General features: G+C 75.9%; 16 protein-coding genes. 9 read left to right on the top strand and 7 right to left on the bottom strand.

All coding sequences use genetic code 11. The features are described from left to right. Positions 1-291 precede the first annotated feature (291 nt). A complete protein-coding gene (locus tag ACI78U_RS13175) occupies positions 292-1,806 on the top strand; it encodes an SDR family oxidoreductase (protein WP_456875774.1) in 1,515 nt (504 codons plus the stop codon). A 160-nt stretch (positions 1,807-1,966) separates the two neighbouring features. On the opposite strand, the gene ACI78U_RS13170 is transcribed toward ACI78U_RS13175, so the two are convergent. From ACI78U_RS13170 to dnaA, 7 genes are all read right to left on the bottom strand, one after another. Next, positions 1,967-3,748 (bottom strand): ABC transporter ATP-binding protein, encoded by a 1,782-nt coding sequence (locus tag ACI78U_RS13170; RefSeq protein ID WP_456875773.1) that lies wholly within the window; start codon positions 3,746-3,748, stop codon positions 1,967-1,969. A gap of 7 nt (positions 3,749-3,755) precedes the next feature. Further along, entirely contained in the window at positions 3,756-4,649 is an 894-nt protein-coding gene (locus ACI78U_RS13165) for a hypothetical protein (protein ID WP_456875772.1), read from the bottom strand. A 40-nt stretch (positions 4,650-4,689) separates the two neighbouring features. Beyond that, positions 4,690-5,190, bottom strand: coding sequence for a DUF721 domain-containing protein (locus ACI78U_RS13160; protein WP_456875771.1), 501 nt, complete (start codon positions 5,188-5,190; stop codon positions 4,690-4,692). Beyond that, entirely contained in the window at positions 5,187-6,350 is a 1,164-nt protein-coding gene (gene recF / locus ACI78U_RS13155) for a DNA replication/repair protein RecF (protein WP_456875770.1), read from the bottom strand. The genes ACI78U_RS13160 and recF overlap by 4 nt, the downstream gene beginning before the upstream one ends. A gap of 66 nt (positions 6,351-6,416) precedes the next feature. Continuing rightward, positions 6,417-7,349 (bottom strand): phosphogluconate dehydrogenase (NAD(+)-dependent, decarboxylating), encoded by a 933-nt coding sequence (gene gnd, locus ACI78U_RS13150; RefSeq protein WP_456875769.1) that lies wholly within the window; start codon positions 7,347-7,349, stop codon positions 6,417-6,419. Between the two features lie 112 nt (positions 7,350-7,461). Then, the gene (gene dnaN, locus ACI78U_RS13145; protein WP_456875768.1) at positions 7,462-8,670 is read right to left on the bottom strand and encodes a DNA polymerase III subunit beta; all 1,209 of its coding nucleotides are present in this window, start codon (positions 8,668-8,670) and stop codon (positions 7,462-7,464) included. Positions 8,671-9,480: 810 nt separating this feature from the next. Next, entirely contained in the window at positions 9,481-11,373 is a 1,893-nt protein-coding gene (gene dnaA / locus ACI78U_RS13140; RefSeq protein WP_456875767.1) for a chromosomal replication initiator protein DnaA, read from the bottom strand. Positions 11,374-12,042: 669 nt separating this feature from the next. Between dnaA and rpmH the strand changes: the two genes are divergently transcribed. From rpmH to ACI78U_RS13100, 8 genes are all read left to right on the top strand, one after another. Further along, positions 12,043-12,180 (top strand): 50S ribosomal protein L34, encoded by a 138-nt coding sequence (gene rpmH, locus ACI78U_RS13135; RefSeq protein WP_456875766.1) that lies wholly within the window; start codon positions 12,043-12,045, stop codon positions 12,178-12,180. Between the two features lies 1 nt (position 12,181). Then, a complete protein-coding gene (gene rnpA / locus ACI78U_RS13130) occupies positions 12,182-12,577 on the top strand; it encodes a ribonuclease P protein component (RefSeq protein ID WP_456875765.1) in 396 nt (131 codons plus the stop codon). Continuing rightward, entirely contained in the window at positions 12,574-12,984 is a 411-nt protein-coding gene (gene yidD / locus ACI78U_RS13125; RefSeq protein WP_456875764.1) for a membrane protein insertion efficiency factor YidD, read from the top strand. The genes rnpA and yidD overlap by 4 nt, the downstream gene beginning before the upstream one ends. Continuing rightward, the gene (gene yidC / locus ACI78U_RS13120) at positions 12,977-14,161 is read left to right on the top strand and encodes a membrane protein insertase YidC (RefSeq protein WP_456875763.1); all 1,185 of its coding nucleotides are present in this window, start codon (positions 12,977-12,979) and stop codon (positions 14,159-14,161) included. Before yidD ends, yidC begins: the two co-directional genes overlap by 8 nt. A gap of 134 nt (positions 14,162-14,295) precedes the next feature. Then, positions 14,296-14,952: a Jag family protein gene (locus tag ACI78U_RS13115; protein ID WP_456875762.1), complete on the top strand. Its 657-nt coding sequence runs from the start codon at positions 14,296-14,298 to the stop codon at positions 14,950-14,952. Continuing rightward, positions 14,949-15,605 carry a 16S rRNA (guanine(527)-N(7))-methyltransferase RsmG gene (gene rsmG, locus ACI78U_RS13110; RefSeq protein WP_456875761.1) on the top strand — a complete coding sequence of 219 codons (657 nt, stop codon included), beginning with the start codon at positions 14,949-14,951 and terminating at the stop codon, positions 15,603-15,605. The genes ACI78U_RS13115 and rsmG overlap by 4 nt, the downstream gene beginning before the upstream one ends. 106 nt (positions 15,606-15,711) lie before the next feature. Further along, positions 15,712-16,833 (top strand): ParA family protein, encoded by a 1,122-nt coding sequence (locus ACI78U_RS13105; protein ID WP_456875760.1) that lies wholly within the window; start codon positions 15,712-15,714, stop codon positions 16,831-16,833. Then, entirely contained in the window at positions 16,830-17,882 is a 1,053-nt protein-coding gene (locus ACI78U_RS13100) for a ParB/RepB/Spo0J family partition protein (RefSeq protein WP_456875759.1), read from the top strand. Before ACI78U_RS13105 ends, ACI78U_RS13100 begins: the two co-directional genes overlap by 4 nt. Positions 17,883-18,003: the final 121 nt, after the last annotated feature.

Here is an 18,003-nt window from a genome sequence, read left to right as displayed (position 1 = left end):
TGGGGCCCTTCTGTCGCGCAGCCGGCACGCGGGCACGGCCCGCGCGGGGAGGGTCCCGAGGGCGCACAGCGCCACTCAGCCGGATGCTGGGGATTCCTGCCGTCCATGTTACCGGGTCCACCGACGAGAACGGCGTCGTGCACGCCCTGACGACGCGTCTGCGCCACTCGCGGTGCCGATCGCACCACCGGTCCTGCCCCCGCGCCCGACACGCCCGCCCAGGAGCGCTCACGGGCCGGAACCGGTCCGGCCGCCGGGCACCGGTCGCCCACCGCTCGCAGACTCGTCGACATGGAGTCCGCCGACCGCGCGCTCACCTGTCTGGTCACCGGTGCCACCGGCTACGTCGGCGGCCGCCTCGTGCCCGAGCTGCTCGCCGCCGGCCACCGCGTCCGGGTGCTCGCCCGCTCGCCGGCCAAGGTGCGCGACCGGCCCTGGACCGGGGACGTCGAGGTCGCCCAGGGGGACGCCACCGACGAGGAGGCGGTGGCCCGGGCGTGCGCCGGCGTCGACGTCGTCTACTACCTCGTCCACTCCCTCGCGGCGGGTCGCGAGTTCGAGGAGCGGGACCGGCGGACCGCCGAGGTGATGGCCCGCGCCGTGCGCGGGGCCGGCGTCGGCCGGCTGGTCTACCTCGGCGGCCTGGAGCCGGCGGACGAGGAGCTCTCCCCGCACCTGCGCTCGCGCGCCGAGGTGGCCCGCGTGCTCCTCGACTCGGGCGTGCCGACGGTCGTGCTGCGCGCGGCGGTGGTCCTGGGGTCGGGGTCGGCGTCGTTCGAGATGCTGCGCTACCTCACCGAGCGGCTGCCGGTGATGGTCACCCCACGGTGGGTGCACAGCCGCATCCAGCCGATCGCCATCCGCGACGTGCTGCGCTACCTGGTCGGCTGCGCCACGCTGCCGCCCGACGTGCACCGCTGCTTCGACATCGGCGGCCCCGACGTCATGGACTACGCGCAGATGATGCAGCGCTACGCCGAGGTGACCGGCCTGACCCGGCGGCGGATCCTGCCGGTCCCGGTCTTCACGCCGTCGCTGTCGAGCCACTGGGTCGGCGTCGTCACGCCCGTGCCCGCCTCGATCGCCCGGCCGCTGGTCGAGTCGCTGCGCAACACCGTCGTCTGCTCCGAACACGACATCGCGCGGTACGTGTCCGACCCGCCGGAGGGCCTGCTCGGCTTCGACGACGCGGTGCGGCTGGCCGTGCAGCGGGTCCGGGACCACGACGTCGTCACGCGGTGGACCGGGGCCTCGGTGCCCGGCGCGCCGTCGGACCCGCTGCCCAGCGACCCGGACTGGGCCGGCGGCAGCCTCTATCTCGACGAACGGACCCGGGAGACCGACGCCGCGCCCGAGGCGCTGTGGCGGGTGGTCGAGGGGATCGGCGGGGAGACCGGCTGGTACAGCCTCCCGCTGGCCTGGGAGGTGCGCGGCTGGCTGGACCGGGCGGTCGGCGGCGTCGGCCTGCGCCGCGGCCGGCGGCACCCGCGCGACCTCCACGTCGGCGACGCCCTGGACTGGTGGCGGGTCGAGGAGCGCGAGGAGGGCCGGCTGCTGCGGCTGCGCGCGGAGATGCGGCTGCCGGGCCTGGCCTGGCTGGAGTTCCACGTGGAACAGGGCGGGGACGGGCGCACCCGGCTGCGGCAGAGGGCGACGTTCCACCCGCACGGCCTGCTGGGCCACCTCTACTGGTGGAGCATCTCGCCGTTCCACGGCATCGTCTTCGGCAGCATGGTCCGCAACATCACCCGCGCCGCCGAGGCCCTCGACGAGACCGGGGACATGCGGGCCGGGCAGGCCGCATAGCGGTGCACCTGGTCGGCCGCCGGGCGCCACGGCGGTGGACCTCACCGCCCGCGGCGGCCCTCGCCCCGCGGTGCCCGACCTCACGCTGCAGGGCGAGGTCGGGCACCGCGGGCCGGGGGGCGGGCGTCGCCGGCCCCCGCCGCGCTCCCCACGGCGGCGCTCACACCAGCAGCTGGGCGGAGGCGAGCTCGCGGTAGAGCGGGCTGGTCCCGAGCAGCTCCGCGTGCGTGCCGCGCGCGACCACGCGGCCGGCGTCGAGCACCACGATCTGGTCGCTGTCGAGCACGGTCGACAGGCGGTGGGCGACCACCAGCAGCGCCCGGTCGGCGGCCGCGGCGGCCAGCGTCTCGCGCAGCAGCCCCTCGTTGCGGGCGTCGAGGCTGGCGGTGGGCTCGTCGAGCAGCAGCAGTGCGGGACGGGACAGCAGCGACCGGGCGATGGCCAGCCGCTGCCGCTCGCCGCCGGAGAGCAGCACGCCCTCGTCACCGACCGGGACGTCGAGCCCGCGCGGTGAGCGCTGCACGACGCCGGTGAGGCCGACGTCGGCGAGCACCGCCCACAGCTCGTCGTCGGCGGCGGACGGCGCGGCCAGCAGCAGGTTCTCCCGCACCGTGCCGGCCAGCACCGGCGCCTCCTGCTCGACGTAGCCCAGCTGGGCGCGCAGCGCGGACCGCGGCAGCCGGCGGACGTCGGTGCCGGCCCACCGGATCGTGCCGCCGGTCAGCGGGTAGAAGCCCTCCACCAGCGCCAGCACCGTCGACTTGCCCGCACCCGAGGGCCCGACCAGCGCCACCCGGCTGCCGGCCGGCACGGTGAGCGAGACCCCGTCGAGGACCGCGGTCCCGTCCGGGTAGGCGAAGGAGACGTCGTCGAGCTCGAGCAGCGGCACGCCCGGCGCCGGCACCCGGGGCGCCGTCGTGGCGCCGCCGACCTCGGGGGTGTCGTCGCGCTCGGGCTCGAGGACGAGGACCTCCTGGATGCGGGCCAGCGCGCCCAGCCCGGTCTGGAGCTGCGTCCACGCCGACACCGCCTGGCCCAGCGGCATGACCAGCAGGAACAGGTAGAGGATGAACGCGACCAGGTCGGCGACGGCGATCGAGCCGGTGGCCACCCGGTAACCGCCCAGCCCCAGGACGGCGAGGAACGCGCCCTGGACGGCGATCGACCCGGCCGGCGCCACGAGCGCCTGCACCCGGGCCACCGACACCCCGGCGCTGTAGGCGCGCTCCGCGCTGGTCCCGACGGCGTCGACCTCGCGCGCGGTGGCGCCGCTGGCCCGGATGGTGCGCACCGCCGACAGCGCCCGCTCGACGGCCGCCGTCATCGCGCCGACCTCGTCCTGCGCGCGGCGGGAGAGCCTCCGCACCCGCCGGCTGCTGAGCACCACCACGGTCATGCCGACCGCGACGGCGGTGACGGTGACCAGCAGCAGCCACACGTCGACCAGCGCCATCGCCACGAGCGCCCCGACGGCGACCACCGCGGAGCCGGCCACCTCGACCACACCGGAGGTCACCGTGGCCCGCAGCAGGGTGGTGTCCGCGCCGACGCGGGACATCAGGTCGCCGGTGCGACGCCGGTCGTACTCGGCGACCGGCAGCCGCAGCAGCCGGTCGGCGACCGTCCGGCGGGTGGAGAGGACCACGCCCTCCCCGGTGCGCTGCAGCAGGTAGGACTGCACCGCGTCGAGCACCGCCCCGGCGACGAGGACCAGCAGGAGCAGGGCGACGGCGGGCAGCAGCGGGTCACCGGCGCCGACCGCGGCGATCACCCGCCCGGTCAGCGCCGGCTGCGCGAGTGCGGCCGCCGCACCCACCAGCGACAGCCCGGCGGCCACCAGCAGTGGCCGGCGGTGCGGTCGCACCAGCGGCAGCAGCTCGCGCAGGCCGGCGGCCGGCGCCTGCTCGGCGGTGGCTCCGGGGGTGGTCCCGGCAGTGGTCATCGAGGCGTCAGAGGACGCCGGCGAGCGCGGCCACCATCGCGCCCAGCAGCCGGGCGTGGTGCTCGATCAGCTCGGGGCGCTGGCCGTCGGGGCGCACCGCGGCGAGGTGACCGGCCGCGGTCCAGAACTCGTCGCCGTCGTCGCTGCCCAGGAGCAGGCCGCGCACCGTCGCGTCCTCGACCAGCCGCCGCACCCCGGGCGCGTCCTCCGCGGCGAGGAGCACCCAGCGGGCGTCGAACGCGGGGTCGCCGCTGGGCAGGTGCAGCAGGCCGCCGGTGCGGTGCCGCCAGAAGCGGGCCGGCGCGAGCCGCAGCGGCGGCAGCGGCAGCAGCACCGGCGCCGCGGTGACCGCGTACTCCGGCAGCACGCTCCGCTTGTCGACGAAGACGACGTCGAACGCGACCAGCTCCAGGCTGCCGGCGCGGCCGCGCATCACGCCCGCCGGGCGGTGCTCCCTCGTCGCCCGCACGGGAGCGGTGGCCACCAGCTCGGCGAGGACGGCGTCCTGCGGGGCGGTGCCGTCGGAGATCTCCCAGCCGTGCTGCAGCGCCCAGCCCTGCGCGCCGACGGGGTCGCCCTGGTAGCGGAACACCTGCTCGACGACGCCGGGGGTGCGCGGGCGCCGGGCCGGCGGAGCCCAGGTGATGGCGCCCGGGGCGGCGCCGGCCGGCTCCCGGTCCCGCTGGGCGTCCCGCTCGCCCCCGCGGTCGGCGTCGCGGTCGGCAGCCCGCTCGGTGTCGCCGAGGTGGGCCGGCTCCTGCCAGCCGCCGTCGCCGGGCCGCCGGTCGCCGTCGGGTCCAGAGCCGTCGGACCCAGAGCCGTCGGGCCCAGAGCCGTCGGGCCCGGGCCCACCGGCTCGGGGGTCGTCGCCGCGGGGGTCGTCGTCGCGCGGGCTGCTCATCGCTGCACCGTCCTCCCGGGACGCCGGCGCCCGGCGTCCCTCATCCGTACGTGTCGCGGGGCCCCCGCCCGCGGACCGACCGCGGACCCTTCTTCCAGCTCGGGGCCGTCGGTCCGACAACGCGCAACCGGGTCACCACGTCCCCGCCGACCGAGGCGCGCAGCCGGGCCAGGATGGTGGGGGCCAGCAGCCGCAGCTGGGTGGCCCACGCGGTGGACTCCGCGACGACGAGCAGCTCGCCCTCGGTCAGCGTCTCCGGCCGGCAGTGCGCCGCGATGTCCGGGCCGACCAGCGCCGACCAGCGCCCGAACACCGCACCCACCCGGGTGTGCTCGGTCCAGTCCTGCGCGCTGACCAGCGAGTCGACCAGCCGGGCCAGCGGCTGCGGGTCGTCGTCGCCGGGACGCGGGCCGGTCCAGCTGCGCCGCGGGCCGGCCACCCGGCGGCGGGTGGGCGCCGGCCGCGCCGCCGACGCCGCGCGGGCGGCCTCCAGCGCGGCGCGGGCGATGTCGCTGGGCCGCGCGGGCCGCTCGTCGCTCACGGGGTCCCCTCCTCGTCGGCGACCAGGATGGCCGTCCCCTCGCCGACCTCCACCCGGGCGCCGCGCAGCTCCTCGGGCACGTCGTCGAGGACGGCGGCGGTGATGAGGGTCTGCTCGGCGGAGCGGGCGACCTCGGCCAGCGCCGCGCGCCGCCCGGCGTCGAGGGTGGCGAAGACGTCGTCGAGGACCAGCACCGGCTCCTCGCCGTCGGCGCGCAGCAGCGCGAAGCAGCCGAGCCTGAGGGCCAGCGCCAGCGACCACGACTCCCCGTGGCTGGCGAAGCCCTTGGCCGGGGCCGGCCCCAGGTGCAGCACGAGGTCGTCGCGGTGCGGGCCGACCAGCGTCATGCCGCGGTCGACCTCCTCGCGGCGGCGCTCGGCGACCCGCTCGCGCAGCGCCGCCGACAGCTCGGCCGCCCGCGGCACCGGCGCGTCCGGAGGCAGCGCGGCGCCGTCCCCGGCCAGCGGCACGGTGCTGGCGTACCCCAGCCCCGCGGCGGCGGCACCGGGCCCGGCGACGGTGGCGTAGGACCGGGCCACGTGCGGAGCCAGGTCGGCCACCAGCCCCAGCCGGGCGGCCAGCAGCTGCCCGCCGAGCTCGACCAGGTGGGTGTCCCAGACGTCGAGGGTGGCCAGCGCCTCGCCGCGGGCCAGCCGCGCGGTCTTGAGCAGGGCGTTGCGCTGCCGGAGCACCCGGTCGTAGTCGCTGCGCACCCCGGCCAGCCGCGGCGTGCGGCTGACCAGCAGGTCGTCGAGGAAGCGACGCCGCTCGGCCGGGTCGCCGCGGACCAGCGCGAGGTCCTCCGGGGCGAACAGCACGCTCTTCACCAGGCCGAGCAGCTCCCGCGGCCGTGGCAGCGGGGAGCGGTTGACCCGGACCCGGTTCGCCCGGCCCGGGTTGATCTCGACCTCCACCAGCAGCTCGCGGTCCTCGCGGCGCAGCGCCGCCCGGACCACCGCCTGGCCCGCGCCGTGGCGGACCAGCGGCGCGTCGCCGGACACCCGGTGGCTGCCCAGCGTCGCGAGGTAGCCGACCGCCTCGACGAGGTTGGTCTTGCCCTCGCCGTTGCGGCCGACGACCACGGTCGGACCGGGCCGCAGCGCCAGGTCGACCTTCTCCCAGCTGCGGAACTCGACCAGCTGGAGGTGCCGGACGTACACCTCAGCCCGAGCCGGGCGAGGTGCCTCCACCGCGATGAAGGCAGTCCTGGAGTCCGGAGCGCGCGCTCACGCGGGCCGTTCGACCTCCTGCGCCTGCACCGCGTGGACGGCGTGCCCGCCGAACTGCTGGCGCAGCGCGGCGACGGCCTTCATGGTCGGCGAGTCCTCCTGGCGGGAGACGAACCGGGCGAACAGCGACGCGGCGATCGTCGGCATCGGGACGGCGTTCTCGATGGCCTGCTCGACCGTCCAGCGGCCCTCGCCGGAGTCCTCCGCGTAGCCGCGGATCCGGTCCAGGGACGGGTCCTCATCGAGGGCACGCACGAGCAGGTCCAGCAGCCAGGAGCGGATGACCGTGCCCTGGGTCCAGGACTTGACGACGCCGGGCACGTCCTCGATCAGGTCGACGGCGGCCAGCAGCTCGTAGCCCTCGCCGTAGGCCTGCATGAGCGCGTACTCGATGCCGTTGTGCACCATCTTGCTGAAGTGCCCGGCACCCACCGGGCCGGCGTGCACGAAGCCCGCGCCGGGGAGCTCCTGGCCGGTCTCGTCGGTCGGCGACGGCGGCTTGAGCGCGTCGAACACCGGCTGGACCTTGGCGACGTCCTCCTTCGTGCCGCCGACCATCAGCGCGTAGCCGTTCTCCAGGCCCCACACCCCGCCGGAGACCCCGGCGTCGACGTACCCGATGCCCTTCTCGCGGCACATGACGTCGTGCACCTGGTCGTCGGTGTACTTCGAGTTCCCGCCGTCCACGATCACGTCACCGGGCTCGAGCAGTCCGGCCAGCTCCTTGACCGTGGCCCGCGTCGGCTCCCCGGCGGGCACCATCACCCAGACCACCCGCGGCGCCGGGAGCGCGCCGACCAGCTCCTCGAGGCTGCCGACGTCGCGCCGCTCGGGGTGGTGGTCGAAGCCGACCACCTCGTGACCGGCGCGACGCAGCCGCTCGCGCATGTTGCCGCCCATCTTGCCCAGCCCGATCAGCCCCAGCTGCACGTCCTCGTCCTCTCGTCGCGGTGTCGATCGGTGCTCATCGTGCCCGGCGGGCGGCCCTCCTGCAGGGCCCCGCCGCGAGCGTGCCGGCGGTGGGGGGCAGGAGGGTCCTCCGTCAGCCCGGGAGGCGCACCGGCATGATCAGGTAGCGGTAGCTCCCGGGCCGCTCGGCCGGCCGGGCGCCGTCGCCGTCGTCGGCGGCCGGCTCCTCGACGCCGGAGAGCACGGCCGGCTTGAGCGGGCTGGTGAAGTCCATCCGCGCGCGTCCGGTGTGCACCGCGGCCAGCCCGTCGAGCAGGAACGTCGGGTTGAAGCCGATGGTCAGCGGGTCGCCGTCGAACTCGACGTCGCAGCGCTCCTCGGCCTGGCCCTCGTCGTCGCTGCCGCCGGCGCGCAGGGTGACCTGGCCGGGGGTGAACTCGCAGCGCAGCGGCGTGCCCCGCTCGGCGACCAGCGCCACGCGCTTGGCGGCGTCGGTGAACTGCACGACCGGCAGTGTCGCGTTGGCGCTGGACTCGGAGGGCATGATCGCCCGGTACTTGACGAACTCGGCGTCGAGCAGCCGGGTGGTGGTCTGCCGGTCCTTGCCCGACAGGCCCAGGATCCCCTCGCCGGAGCCCCCGGAGGACAGCGAGACGGTGATCTCGGGGCCGCTGGTCAGCGTGCGGGCGGCGTCGGCCAGCGTGCGCGCCGGCACCAACACCGCGGCGGAGAGTCCCGGGGTCTCCGGGCGCCAGGCGAACTCGCGCACGGCCAGCCGGTAGCGGTCGGTGGCGGCGAGCGTGACCCGGTCGTCCTCGATCTCCAGGCGCACGCCGGTGAGCATGGGCAGGGTGTCGTCGCGCCCGGCGGCGACGGCGACCTGGCCGACCGCCTCGGCGAAGACGTCGCTGTCGACCACACCGGCCGACGACGGCATCGCCGGCAGCGACGGGTAGTCCTCCACCGGCAGGGTCGGCAGGCTGAACCGGGCGTTGCCGCAGGTGATCGACAGCCGGGGTCCCTCGGCGCGGATGTCGACCGGGTGCGGCGGCAGCGCGCGGGTGATCTCGGCCAGCAGCCGGCCGGGGACCAGGACCCGCCCGCTCTCGGCGGCCTGCACGTCGACCTCCGCGCGCGCGGAGACCTCGTAGTCGAAGCCGGACACCGACAGCTGGCTGCCGTCGACCTCGAGCAGGATGCCGGCCAGCACCGGCACCGACGGGCGCGGCGGGAGGCTGCGCGCCGTCCACGCGACGGCATCGGCGAGCACCTCGCGTGTCACCCGGAACTCCATGACCGACCCACCCCAGCTCTGCACGGTCCACTGCTGTCGTCTGCGCACCCGTGGTCCCCGGTGTCCGTGCAGGACCGGGGGCGGTGCTCTCTCGCCTGTTGCGGAGTTCATCGTGCCCGTCGGGGCGTGGGTGGGGGAACCCGGGACCCGATCAGGTGTCCACTCCCGTCCCTCCAGGTCGCTCCTCTCCCTGCTCCTCGCTGTTGCCTCCCAGGGCCCCGGACCGGAGCGTCCCCAGCCCTACTGGGGTTCGAGAACTCCTCGAGATCAATCCCTCATCTCCGTCATCACCGGTGTGGAAGCTGGGGATCGGGGCCCTTCCTGCAGGTCAGCGCCCGAGTCGACATGTTGGCCCGCTGTGGGGAACCGGCGTCTCGTTGTTGTCGACACGTGGACATCTCGACGGCCGTGCACAGCGACCCCCCGCCGTCCACGCGCTGTCCCCGGTCCTCCCCCGGGATGTCCCCAGTCCGTGCCCAGTCCCCGTCGGGGCCCGCCGCCGGCCGTCCGTCGGTCCCGTCCGGAGCCGGGGACGACGGCGCGCCGCTGGGACGAACGTGCAGGTCAGCGCGCGGAGGACACCGGGATGCACACGCTGGGGAGTGACCTGGGGACGGCGCGCGGTCGGGCCGGCCGACCTGCACCGCCGGTCACGTCACGATCACGATCTCCCCAGGGTGTGCACATCCCTGGGGACAACTCCTCGACGAGTCGACACCGCGCAGGCCGTCGACCGCCCGCGGAACCGCGGCCGCACGGGGCAGGACGGCCATCCCGGGCCGGTCCCCGGCTGTGGACAGCCGGTCGCGGCCGTCCACCGGCGCGGGACGGGGACGGGGACGGCGCTGCCGGCAGGCGCTACTGGCGGGCGCGGCTCTTGATGCGCGCGGTCAGCTCGGTGACCTGCGTGTACGTCGCGCGCCGCTCGCTCATCAGGTTGGTGATCTTCTTGACGGCGTGCATGACCGTGGTGTGGTCCTTGCCGCCGAAGGATGCGCCGATCCGCGGCAGCGACAGCTCGGTCAGCTCGCGGCACAGGTACATCGCGATCTGGCGGGCGTTGACCAGCGTGCGGCTGCGGTTGGAGCCCTGCAGCTCCTCCATCGTCACGGAGAAGTACTCCGCGGTCGCCGCCATGATGATCGCCGCGGTGATCTGCGGGCCCTGCTCGTCGCTGATCAGGTCCTTGAGCACCAACTCGGCCAGCGGCAGGTCGACCTGCTGCTTGTTCAGGCTGGCGAAGGCGGTCACCCGGATCAGCGCGCCCTCGAGCTCGCGGATGTTGGTCTGCACCTTGCTCGCGATGAACTCCAGCACCGGGTCGGGCACCTGCAGCCGCTCGCCGTAGGCCTTCTTCCGCAGGATCGCGATGCGGGTCTCCAGGTCCGGCGCCTGGACGTCGGTGATCAGCCCCCACTCGAACCGCGTCCGCAGCCGGTCCTCCAGCGTCGTCAGCTTCTTCGGCGCCCGGTCGGAGGTGATGACGATCTGCTTGCTGGCGTTGTGCAGCGTGTTGAAGGTGTGGAAGAACTCCTCCTGCGTCCGCTCGGCGCGCTCCAGGAACTGGATGTCGTCGATGAGCAGGAAGTCGATGTCCCGGTAGCGCCGGCGGAAGTCCTCGGCCCGTCCGGAGTGCACCAGGTTGATGAACTCGTTGGTGAACTCCTCGGTGCTGACGTAGCGCACCCGCACGTTGGGGAACATCCGCGCCGCGTAGTGCCCGATGGCGTGCAGCAGGTGCGTCTTGCCCAGCCCGGAGTCGCCGTAGACGAACAGCGGGTTGTAGGCGCGCGCCGGGGCCTCGGCGACGGCGACGGCCGCGGCGTGGGCGAAGCGGTTGCTGTTGCCGATGACGAAGCTGTCGAAGACGTACTTGGGGTTGAGCCCCGGGTCCAGGCCGGCCGGCGGACGGCGGTCCCCGAACAGCGGCACCGCGCCGCCGGTGCGGCTCCCCGTGCGCCGCGGGGCCGCGTCGGCGCGGTCCGCGACCGGGTCGGGTGCCTGGTCGGCGCCGTCGTCGCCGAGGTCGAACGGCAGCACCTCGGCGCCCTCGCCGGGGCGCACGCCGCGGCGGCGGCCGGTGCCGCGCGAGCGGACCGCCGGGCTCCAGTCGGTGCCGCCCCACTCCTCCGCGGCCTCGCCGACCGGCTCCCCGGCGCCCGGCCCGCCGGCCGGCGGGTAGGTCTCGTACGGCGCCTCGGCCGGAGTCCGGCCGTCGGTGCGGACCGGCTCGTAGCGGCCGCCGTAGGGGTCACCGCCGTAGCCGGCACCGGGACGGGGATCGCCGCCGTAGCGGCTCTCGTCCGCGGGGCCGCGCCCGCCGTCGGCCGCCTCGAAGGCGGACCGCTCCAGCGGGCGGGCGTCGCTGCGGACCCCGAAGGCGCTGCGGCCGTCGTCGGCCCGCTCGCGGTCCTCGTCGGTGGGTTCGTCGGCCGGCGGCGTCCAGGGCCGGCGGACGGGGGCCTCCGGCTCGGGCGCCGCGGCACCGGCCGGGCTGTCCTCGAGCTGGATGGCGACGCCGATGTCGCGGCCGAGCTGCTCGGACAGCGCCTCGGCCAGCACCCGGCGCATGCGCGACTCGAGCACGGTCTGGGTGAACTCGTTGGGGGCGGCGAGCACCGCGGTCCCGCCCACCAGGCCCACCGGCCGGGTGAGGTTGAGCATCGCGTTCTGCTGCCGGGTCAGGCTGGTCGCCAGCCGTTCGCGGACCGAGTCCCAGACCTCCGCCAGGTCCACCGTGGCATCGGCCATGACCGTGTCCTCCCCAAGCTGTCTCGTGCCCGTGACCGACGTCCCGGTGTCCGGGGTCCGGCGTCCGGCTGTGGACATCCGGACACACGGGTTCCACACGAGTGTCCACAGGCTGTGCACGACTGGCGACAGGACGCCTTGTCGACCCGCTGCTGCGGGACGGACCCGGCGTCGTCGCTGGTCGGGAGGGAGGTCGTGATACGGCTCGAGGCGGACGGCGGTCAGGTCGACCGGGTGGTCGGCCCCCGTGCCGGGCTGTCACCCGGACCGGAGCGACGGCGACGCTAACAGCCCCGTCCACAGCCCGGCAACGACGTCCGGGGACGTCTGGGACGCCCGGTGCGCGTGTCGTTCGGCGTGTCGTCCCCTAGCGGTCGGCGTGCCGACACCATCCGTCCCCCCGGGGGGTGCAGCCTGGCGGGTCGGCGCCGGCGGGACCCCCGCCCACCCGTCGGGAGAGAACGGTCCGGCGCCGGGCCGCGGCGACCGCCCCGCCCCTGGTTATGATGGGCGGAGTCCGTGCACCCGTGCCCGCCGTCGGAGCGGGCAGGTGCGCGGAGACCCGCCTCCGGGGTCCGGCACGCGGCTCGCGCCGATCGTCCGTGCCCCGCCCGCGTGCCTGCCCCCCGGCCGGCCCGCACCGTCGACGTCCTGCCGTAGGAGTACCCCGTGAGCAAGCGCACCTTCCAGCCGAACAACCGCCGCCGGGCCAAGACCCACGGCTTCCGGCTGCGGATGCGCACCCGCGCGGGCCGCGCGATCCTCGCCGGCCGCCGCCGCAAGGGCCGCGAGAAGCTCTCCGCCTGAGGTGCTGCCCGCGCAGGCCCGCCTGCGCCGGCGTCCGGAGTTCACCGCGGTCGTCCGGTCGGGTCGGCGTGCCGGTCGGCCGACCATGGTGCTCCACTACCTCCCCGTCCGACCCCCGGTCCCCCCGACCGGGGGTCTCGACGTGTCCGGGGACGGCGCACCGGGCGCCCGTGCGGGCTTCGTCGTCGGCCGGGCCGTCGGCAACTCCGTGGTCCGCCACCGGGTGACCCGGCGGCTGCGCGCCGCCGTCCGCGAGGAGCTGCCGCGGCTGCCCGCCACCGCGGACCTGGTGGTCCGGGCCCGGCCCGAGGCCGGCACGGCCTCCTCGGCGACGCTGCGCCGCGACCTCGCCGCGGGCCTCGACCGCCTGCTCGCCGAGCGGAGCCGGTCCTCGTGAGCGCCGCGTCGCCGGCGTCCGCGCGCCGCGGTCCCCTCGCCCGGGCCCTGCTGGCGGCCATCGGCTTCTACTCCCGGGCGATCAGCCCGGCCCTGCCCCCACGGTGCCGCTTCGCGCCCACCTGCAGCGCCTACGCCGCCGAGGCGGTCGCCGTGCACGGCGCCGCCCGCGGGTCCTGGCTCGCGCTGCGGCGGCTGCTGAAGTGCGCACCCTGGCACCCTGGTGGGTTCGACCCGGTCCCGGCGCCGCGTGCCGGGCGGACGACCCCTGGAACCGGCGGCGACGGCCGCACGTCGATGACAGCGGCACCCTCCTCGGGAGCCGCCGCCGACGGTGCCCGTCGACCCGCCCCCGAGACCCCGCCGGCTGACCGCCGGTCCCCGCAGCAGGAGGCTGGCGTTGCTTGACTGGCTGTACACCGCGATCGCCTTCGTCATGAAGACGTGGCACTCGGTGTTCTCGACGTTCCTCGACCCCGCCTCGGGCATCACCTGGGCGCTGTCGATCGCCTTCCTCGTCGTCACCGTGCGCCTGATCCTGTTCCCGCTGTTCGTCAAGCAGATCAAGAGCCAGCGGGCGATGCAGGAGATCCAGCCGGAGATCCAGAAGCTCCGCAAGCAGTACGGCGCCGACCGCCAGGGCTTCAGCCAGGCGATGATGCAGCTGCAGAAGGAGCGCGGGGTCAACCCGCTGGCCGGCTGCCTGCCGATCCTGCCGCAGATCCCGGTCTTCCTCGCGCTCTTCCACGTGTTGCGCCGGCTGCGGCCGGGTGCCGAGGGGCTCTACAGCTGGAGCTACGAGCTCACCCAGCAGGCAGCCACGGCCAAGCTGTTCGGCGCGCCGATCTCGGCGTCGTTCTTCATGTCCGGCCAGAAGGCCGAGGACATCCTGGCGCTGCCCGGGGTGAGCCAGGCCGGCATCCGCACCGTCGCGCTGATCCTCATGGTCATCATGTGCGTCACCACCTACGTGACGCAGAAGCAGATCATGAAGCGTTCCGGCCCGGTCGAGGGCCAGGCCGCGATGGTGCAGAAGCTGCTGCTCTACGGCATGCCGATCAGCCTCTTCGTCACAGGCTTCTTCTTCCCGATCGGCGTCCTGCTGTACTGGATGACCAACAACCTGTGGACGCTGGGCCAGCAGTTCTTCATCCTGCGCAAGATGCCCCCGCCCGGCTCCCCGGCCGCCAAGGCCAAGGCCGCGGCCGAGAAGCCCGCCGTCGACCCGAAGACGCTGGCCCCCAAGCCCGGCGCCAAGCCCGTCCGCACCACCAAGGGCGGCCGTCCGGCCGGTCCCGGCGTCGCCCTGACCAAGGGTGCCGACGGCTCCGTGCCCGACGGCTCCGTGCCCGACGGCTCCGCGCCCGACGCCCCTGCGTCCGACGGCGCGGCGAACGGTGACGGCGTGAGCGGGCAGACCCCCACCGGCTCTCCGCCGCCTCCCTCCGGTGGCGGTGCGACCGCCGCGGGCTCCGCGGGCGCGCCCAAGGGCGGCCGCGCCGGCGGCGGCAAGGGCACCCGCCCGGCCGCCCGGGCCCCGCACGGCCGCCCCGCCGGCACCGGCGGGAAGCGCAAGCGCCGCTGAGCCCCGCGTCCGGAGGACCTGCGTCCCCGGACGCCCCCGCCGGCCCGCCGGCCGCCGTCCCGCGACGACGCCGGCCGCGGCCCCCCCGACCCCCGGGTCCGCCCCGGCTGCCCGCACCGACTGGAGGTCCCTCCGTGAGCGTTCCGCACCGATCCACCGACACAGCCGCCACGTCCGCCACCGCCGAGGTCACCGCCGGCGCCGTCCTCAGCCCCGCGACCGGCACCCCGGACGGACCCACCGACCTGCCCGACACCGACGAGACCGGCGTCGACGCCTCGCTGGAGCCCGCCGACGAGGTGACTCCCGCCCACGCCCGCCCCGGCGGCACCGAGCTGCTCGTCCGCGAGGGCGACGTGGCCGGTGACTACCTCGAGCGGCTGCTCGACATCCTCGACGTCGACGGCGACATCGACCTCGACGTGGAGGGCGACCGGGCGTCGGTGGCCATCGTCGGCGGCGAGCTCGACGACCTCGTGGGCAGCGACGGCGCGGTGCTCGAGGCGCTGCAGGAGCTCACCCGGCTCGCCGTGGCCCAGTCCACCGGCGTGCGCAGCCGGCTCATGCTCGACATCGGTGGCTACCGCGCGCGCCGCCGGGCCGCCCTCACGGCCATGGCCGCCGACGCCGCCGAGCGGGTCGCCGCGAGCGGGCAGCCCGAGCGCCTGGCGCCGATGAACCCGTTCGAGCGCAAGGTCGTCCACGACGTCGTCGCCGGGGTCGCCGGCGTCCGCAGCGAGTCGGAGGGCGAGGAGCCGCAGCGGCGGGTCGTGGTCCTGCCGGAGCGGTGAGCGACACCCCCGTCCCGTCCGCCCCACCCGCCCCGGAGGTCGCGGCCGCCGTCTTCGGAACGGCGCTGCCCGAGGCCGAGCGCTACGTCGCGCGGCTGGCCTCCGACGGCGTCACCCGCGGGCTGATCGGCCCCCGCGAGGTGCCGCGGCTGTGGGAGCGGCACGTCCTCAACAGCGCTGCGGTCGCCGAGGCCGTGCCGCCCGACGCCCGGGTGGTGGACGTCGGCAGCGGCGCCGGGCTGCCCGGCGTCCCGCTGGCGCTGGCGCGGCCCGACCTGCGGCTGACGCTGGTCGAGCCGATGGCCCGGCGCGTGGAGTTCCTGGAGGAGGTCGTCGCCGAGCTGGGGACGGACTGGCGGGTGGTCCGCGGCCGCGCCGAGGAGCGCTCGGTGGTCACCGCGGTGGGGCCCGTCGACGTCGTCACCGCCCGGGCGGTGGCCGCCCTCCCCCGCCTGGTCGGCTGGTGCCGCGGCCTGTTGCGGCCCGGCGCCCGGCTGGTGGCCCTCGTCGGGGCCCGCGCGGTGGCGGAGCTGCCGGGGATGCTCCCGCGGCTGCACGCGGCGGGGATGCGGGACGTGCACGCTCGGGCTGTCGGCACGGGGCTGGGCGAGGCTGCCACTACCGTGGTGGTCATGACGCGTGGCCCGCGGTGAGGCCGCGGAGCCGGCGCACCGCGTTCCACGGCAACCCGTTCCACGTGGAACCAGCACCGACACCCGACCCGTTCCACGTGAAACGGGGCGGCAGGGAGGACCTGCGATGACCGACCCGGGCCAGCGGCTGCGCAGCAGCCTCGCGGCCGACTCGGCGGCCGGCGCCGCGGAGTTCGACAGTCCCATCGCCATGGAGGCACTGCGGGCCACCAGGGTCCTGCACGCCGCCGACCAGGAGCCCTTCCCCGCGCCGGGCCGGATCCGCGTCATCACCGTGGCCAACCAGAAGGGCGGCGTCGGGAAGACCACCTCGACGGTCAACCTCGGCGTCGCGCTCGCCCTGTACGGGCTGCGGGCGCTGGTGATCGACCTCGACCCGCAGGGCAACACGAGCACGGCGCTCGGCGTCGAGCACACGGTGGGCACGCCGTCGATCTACGACGCGCTCGTCGGGGACAGCTCCCTGGCCGACGTCGTCCACCCGACGACGGCGAGCTCCCTGCTGCGGTGCGTGCCGGCCACGATCGACCTGGCGGGCGCCGAGATCGAGCTGGTCTCCGTCGTCGCCCGCGAGTACCGGCTGCGGCGGGCGATCGAGGGCTACATCCGCGCGCTGCCCGAGGAGGAGCGGCCGCACTACGTCCTCATCGACTGTCCGCCGTCGCTGGGTCTGCTCACCCTCAACGCGCTCGTGGCCGGCGACGAGGTGCTCATCCCCATCCAGTGCGAGTACTACGCGCTGGAGGGCCTGGGTCAGCTGCTCAACAACATCGAGCTGGTGCGGGCCCACCTCAACCCGGGCATCGCCGTCCGCACCATCCTGCTGACGATGTACGACGCCCGGACCAAGCTCGCCGACCAGGTCGCCGAGGAGGTCCGCAGCCACTTCGGGGACCTGGTGCTGACGACGGTCATCCCGCGCAACGTGCGGGTGTCCGAGGCGCCGGGGTACGGCCAGTCGGTGCTCACCTACGACCCGGGCTCGCGCGGCTCGACCAGCTACGTCGAGGCCGCCCGCGAGCTCGCCGAGCGCGGCGTCCACCTGGTGCCGGAGTCCGATCCGCGGCCGATGGGGCCGCCACCTCCCCCGCCGCCGCCGGCGACCGCACCGATGCCGGCGGTCCGGCCGCAGTCCGGCCCGCCGTCCGGGCCGCTGCAGCGTGCCTTCCCCGAGTCCGACGCCGCAGTCGTGCCCGTTCCCACCTCCGTCGACGAGGAGACCCGATGAGCAAGCGTGGCGGCCTGGGCCGGGGCCTGGCGGCGCTCATCCCCACCAGCGCCCCGCCGGTGGAGCAGCCGCCGCTGCCCGAGGCCGACCGCCCGGCCGCCGCGCCCGAGACGGCCGAGACCGGTGAGGCGCGTGGGACGCCCGCCCCGGTCACCCTGCTGCCGCCGGCTGCGCAGGCGGCCGCCAGCGTCGCGGCGCAGGCCGTGTCGTCCGGTGTGGCCGCCGTCGGCGTGCCCGGCGCACAGCTGCGCGAGGTGGCCGTCACCGAGGTGGTGCCCAACCCGCGGCAGCCGCGCCAGGTGTTCGACGACGAGGCGCTCGAGGAGCTCACCCACTCGGTGCGCGAGTTCGGCCTGCTCCAGCCGATCGTCGTCCGCGAGCGGGCCGAGGGCGGCTACGAGCTCATCATGGGTGAGCGGCGGCTGCGGGCCGCCCGCGCCGCGGACCTCGAGACCGTGCCGGCCATCGTCCGCGACACCGAGGACGACGCCCTGCTGCGCGACGCGCTGCTGGAGAACATCCACCGGGTCCAGCTCAACCCGCTGGAGGAGGCGGCGGCCTACCAGCAGCTGCTGGAGGAGTTCGGCGCCACCCACGAGGAGCTCGCGCAGCGCATCGGTCGCAGCCGCTCGCAGGTGACCAACACGATCCGGCTGCTCAAGCTGCCGGTGCGGGTGCAGACCCGGGTCGCCGCCGGGGTCATCTCCGCCGGCCACGCCCGGGCGCTGCTGGGGCTCGACGACGCCGAGGCCCAGGAGGCGCTCGCCGCACGGATCGTGGCCGAGGGGCTCTCGGTGCGGGCGACGGAGGAGGCGGTCGCGCTCGCCGCCGCCGAACAGCCGGCCTCGCGCCGGCGCGCCCGCCGGATCAGCGCCCCCGGGGTCGAGGACCTCGCCGGCCGGCTCTCCGACGTGTTCGAGACCAAGGTCAAGATCCAGATCGGCCGGGCCAAGGGACGCATCGTCGTCGAGTTCGGCTCGGTCGACGACCTGCAGCGCATCATCGGCCAGATGGCCCCCGACGTCGCAGGGCGGCGCGAGGAGTCCTGACTCCAGGAACCACGAAGCGGGGGGGGGGGGGGGGGGGGGGGCGGCGGGGGGGGGGGGGGGGGGGGGGGGGGGGGGGGGGGGGGGGGGGGGGGGGGGGGGGGGGGGGGGGGGGGGGGGGGGG

The sequence above is a fragment of the Geodermatophilus sp. SYSU D00710 genome (genome assembly GCF_054050195.1).
Note: the sequence above shows the minus strand (reverse complement) of the source record. Positions and strands in the feature narration are given on the sequence as shown.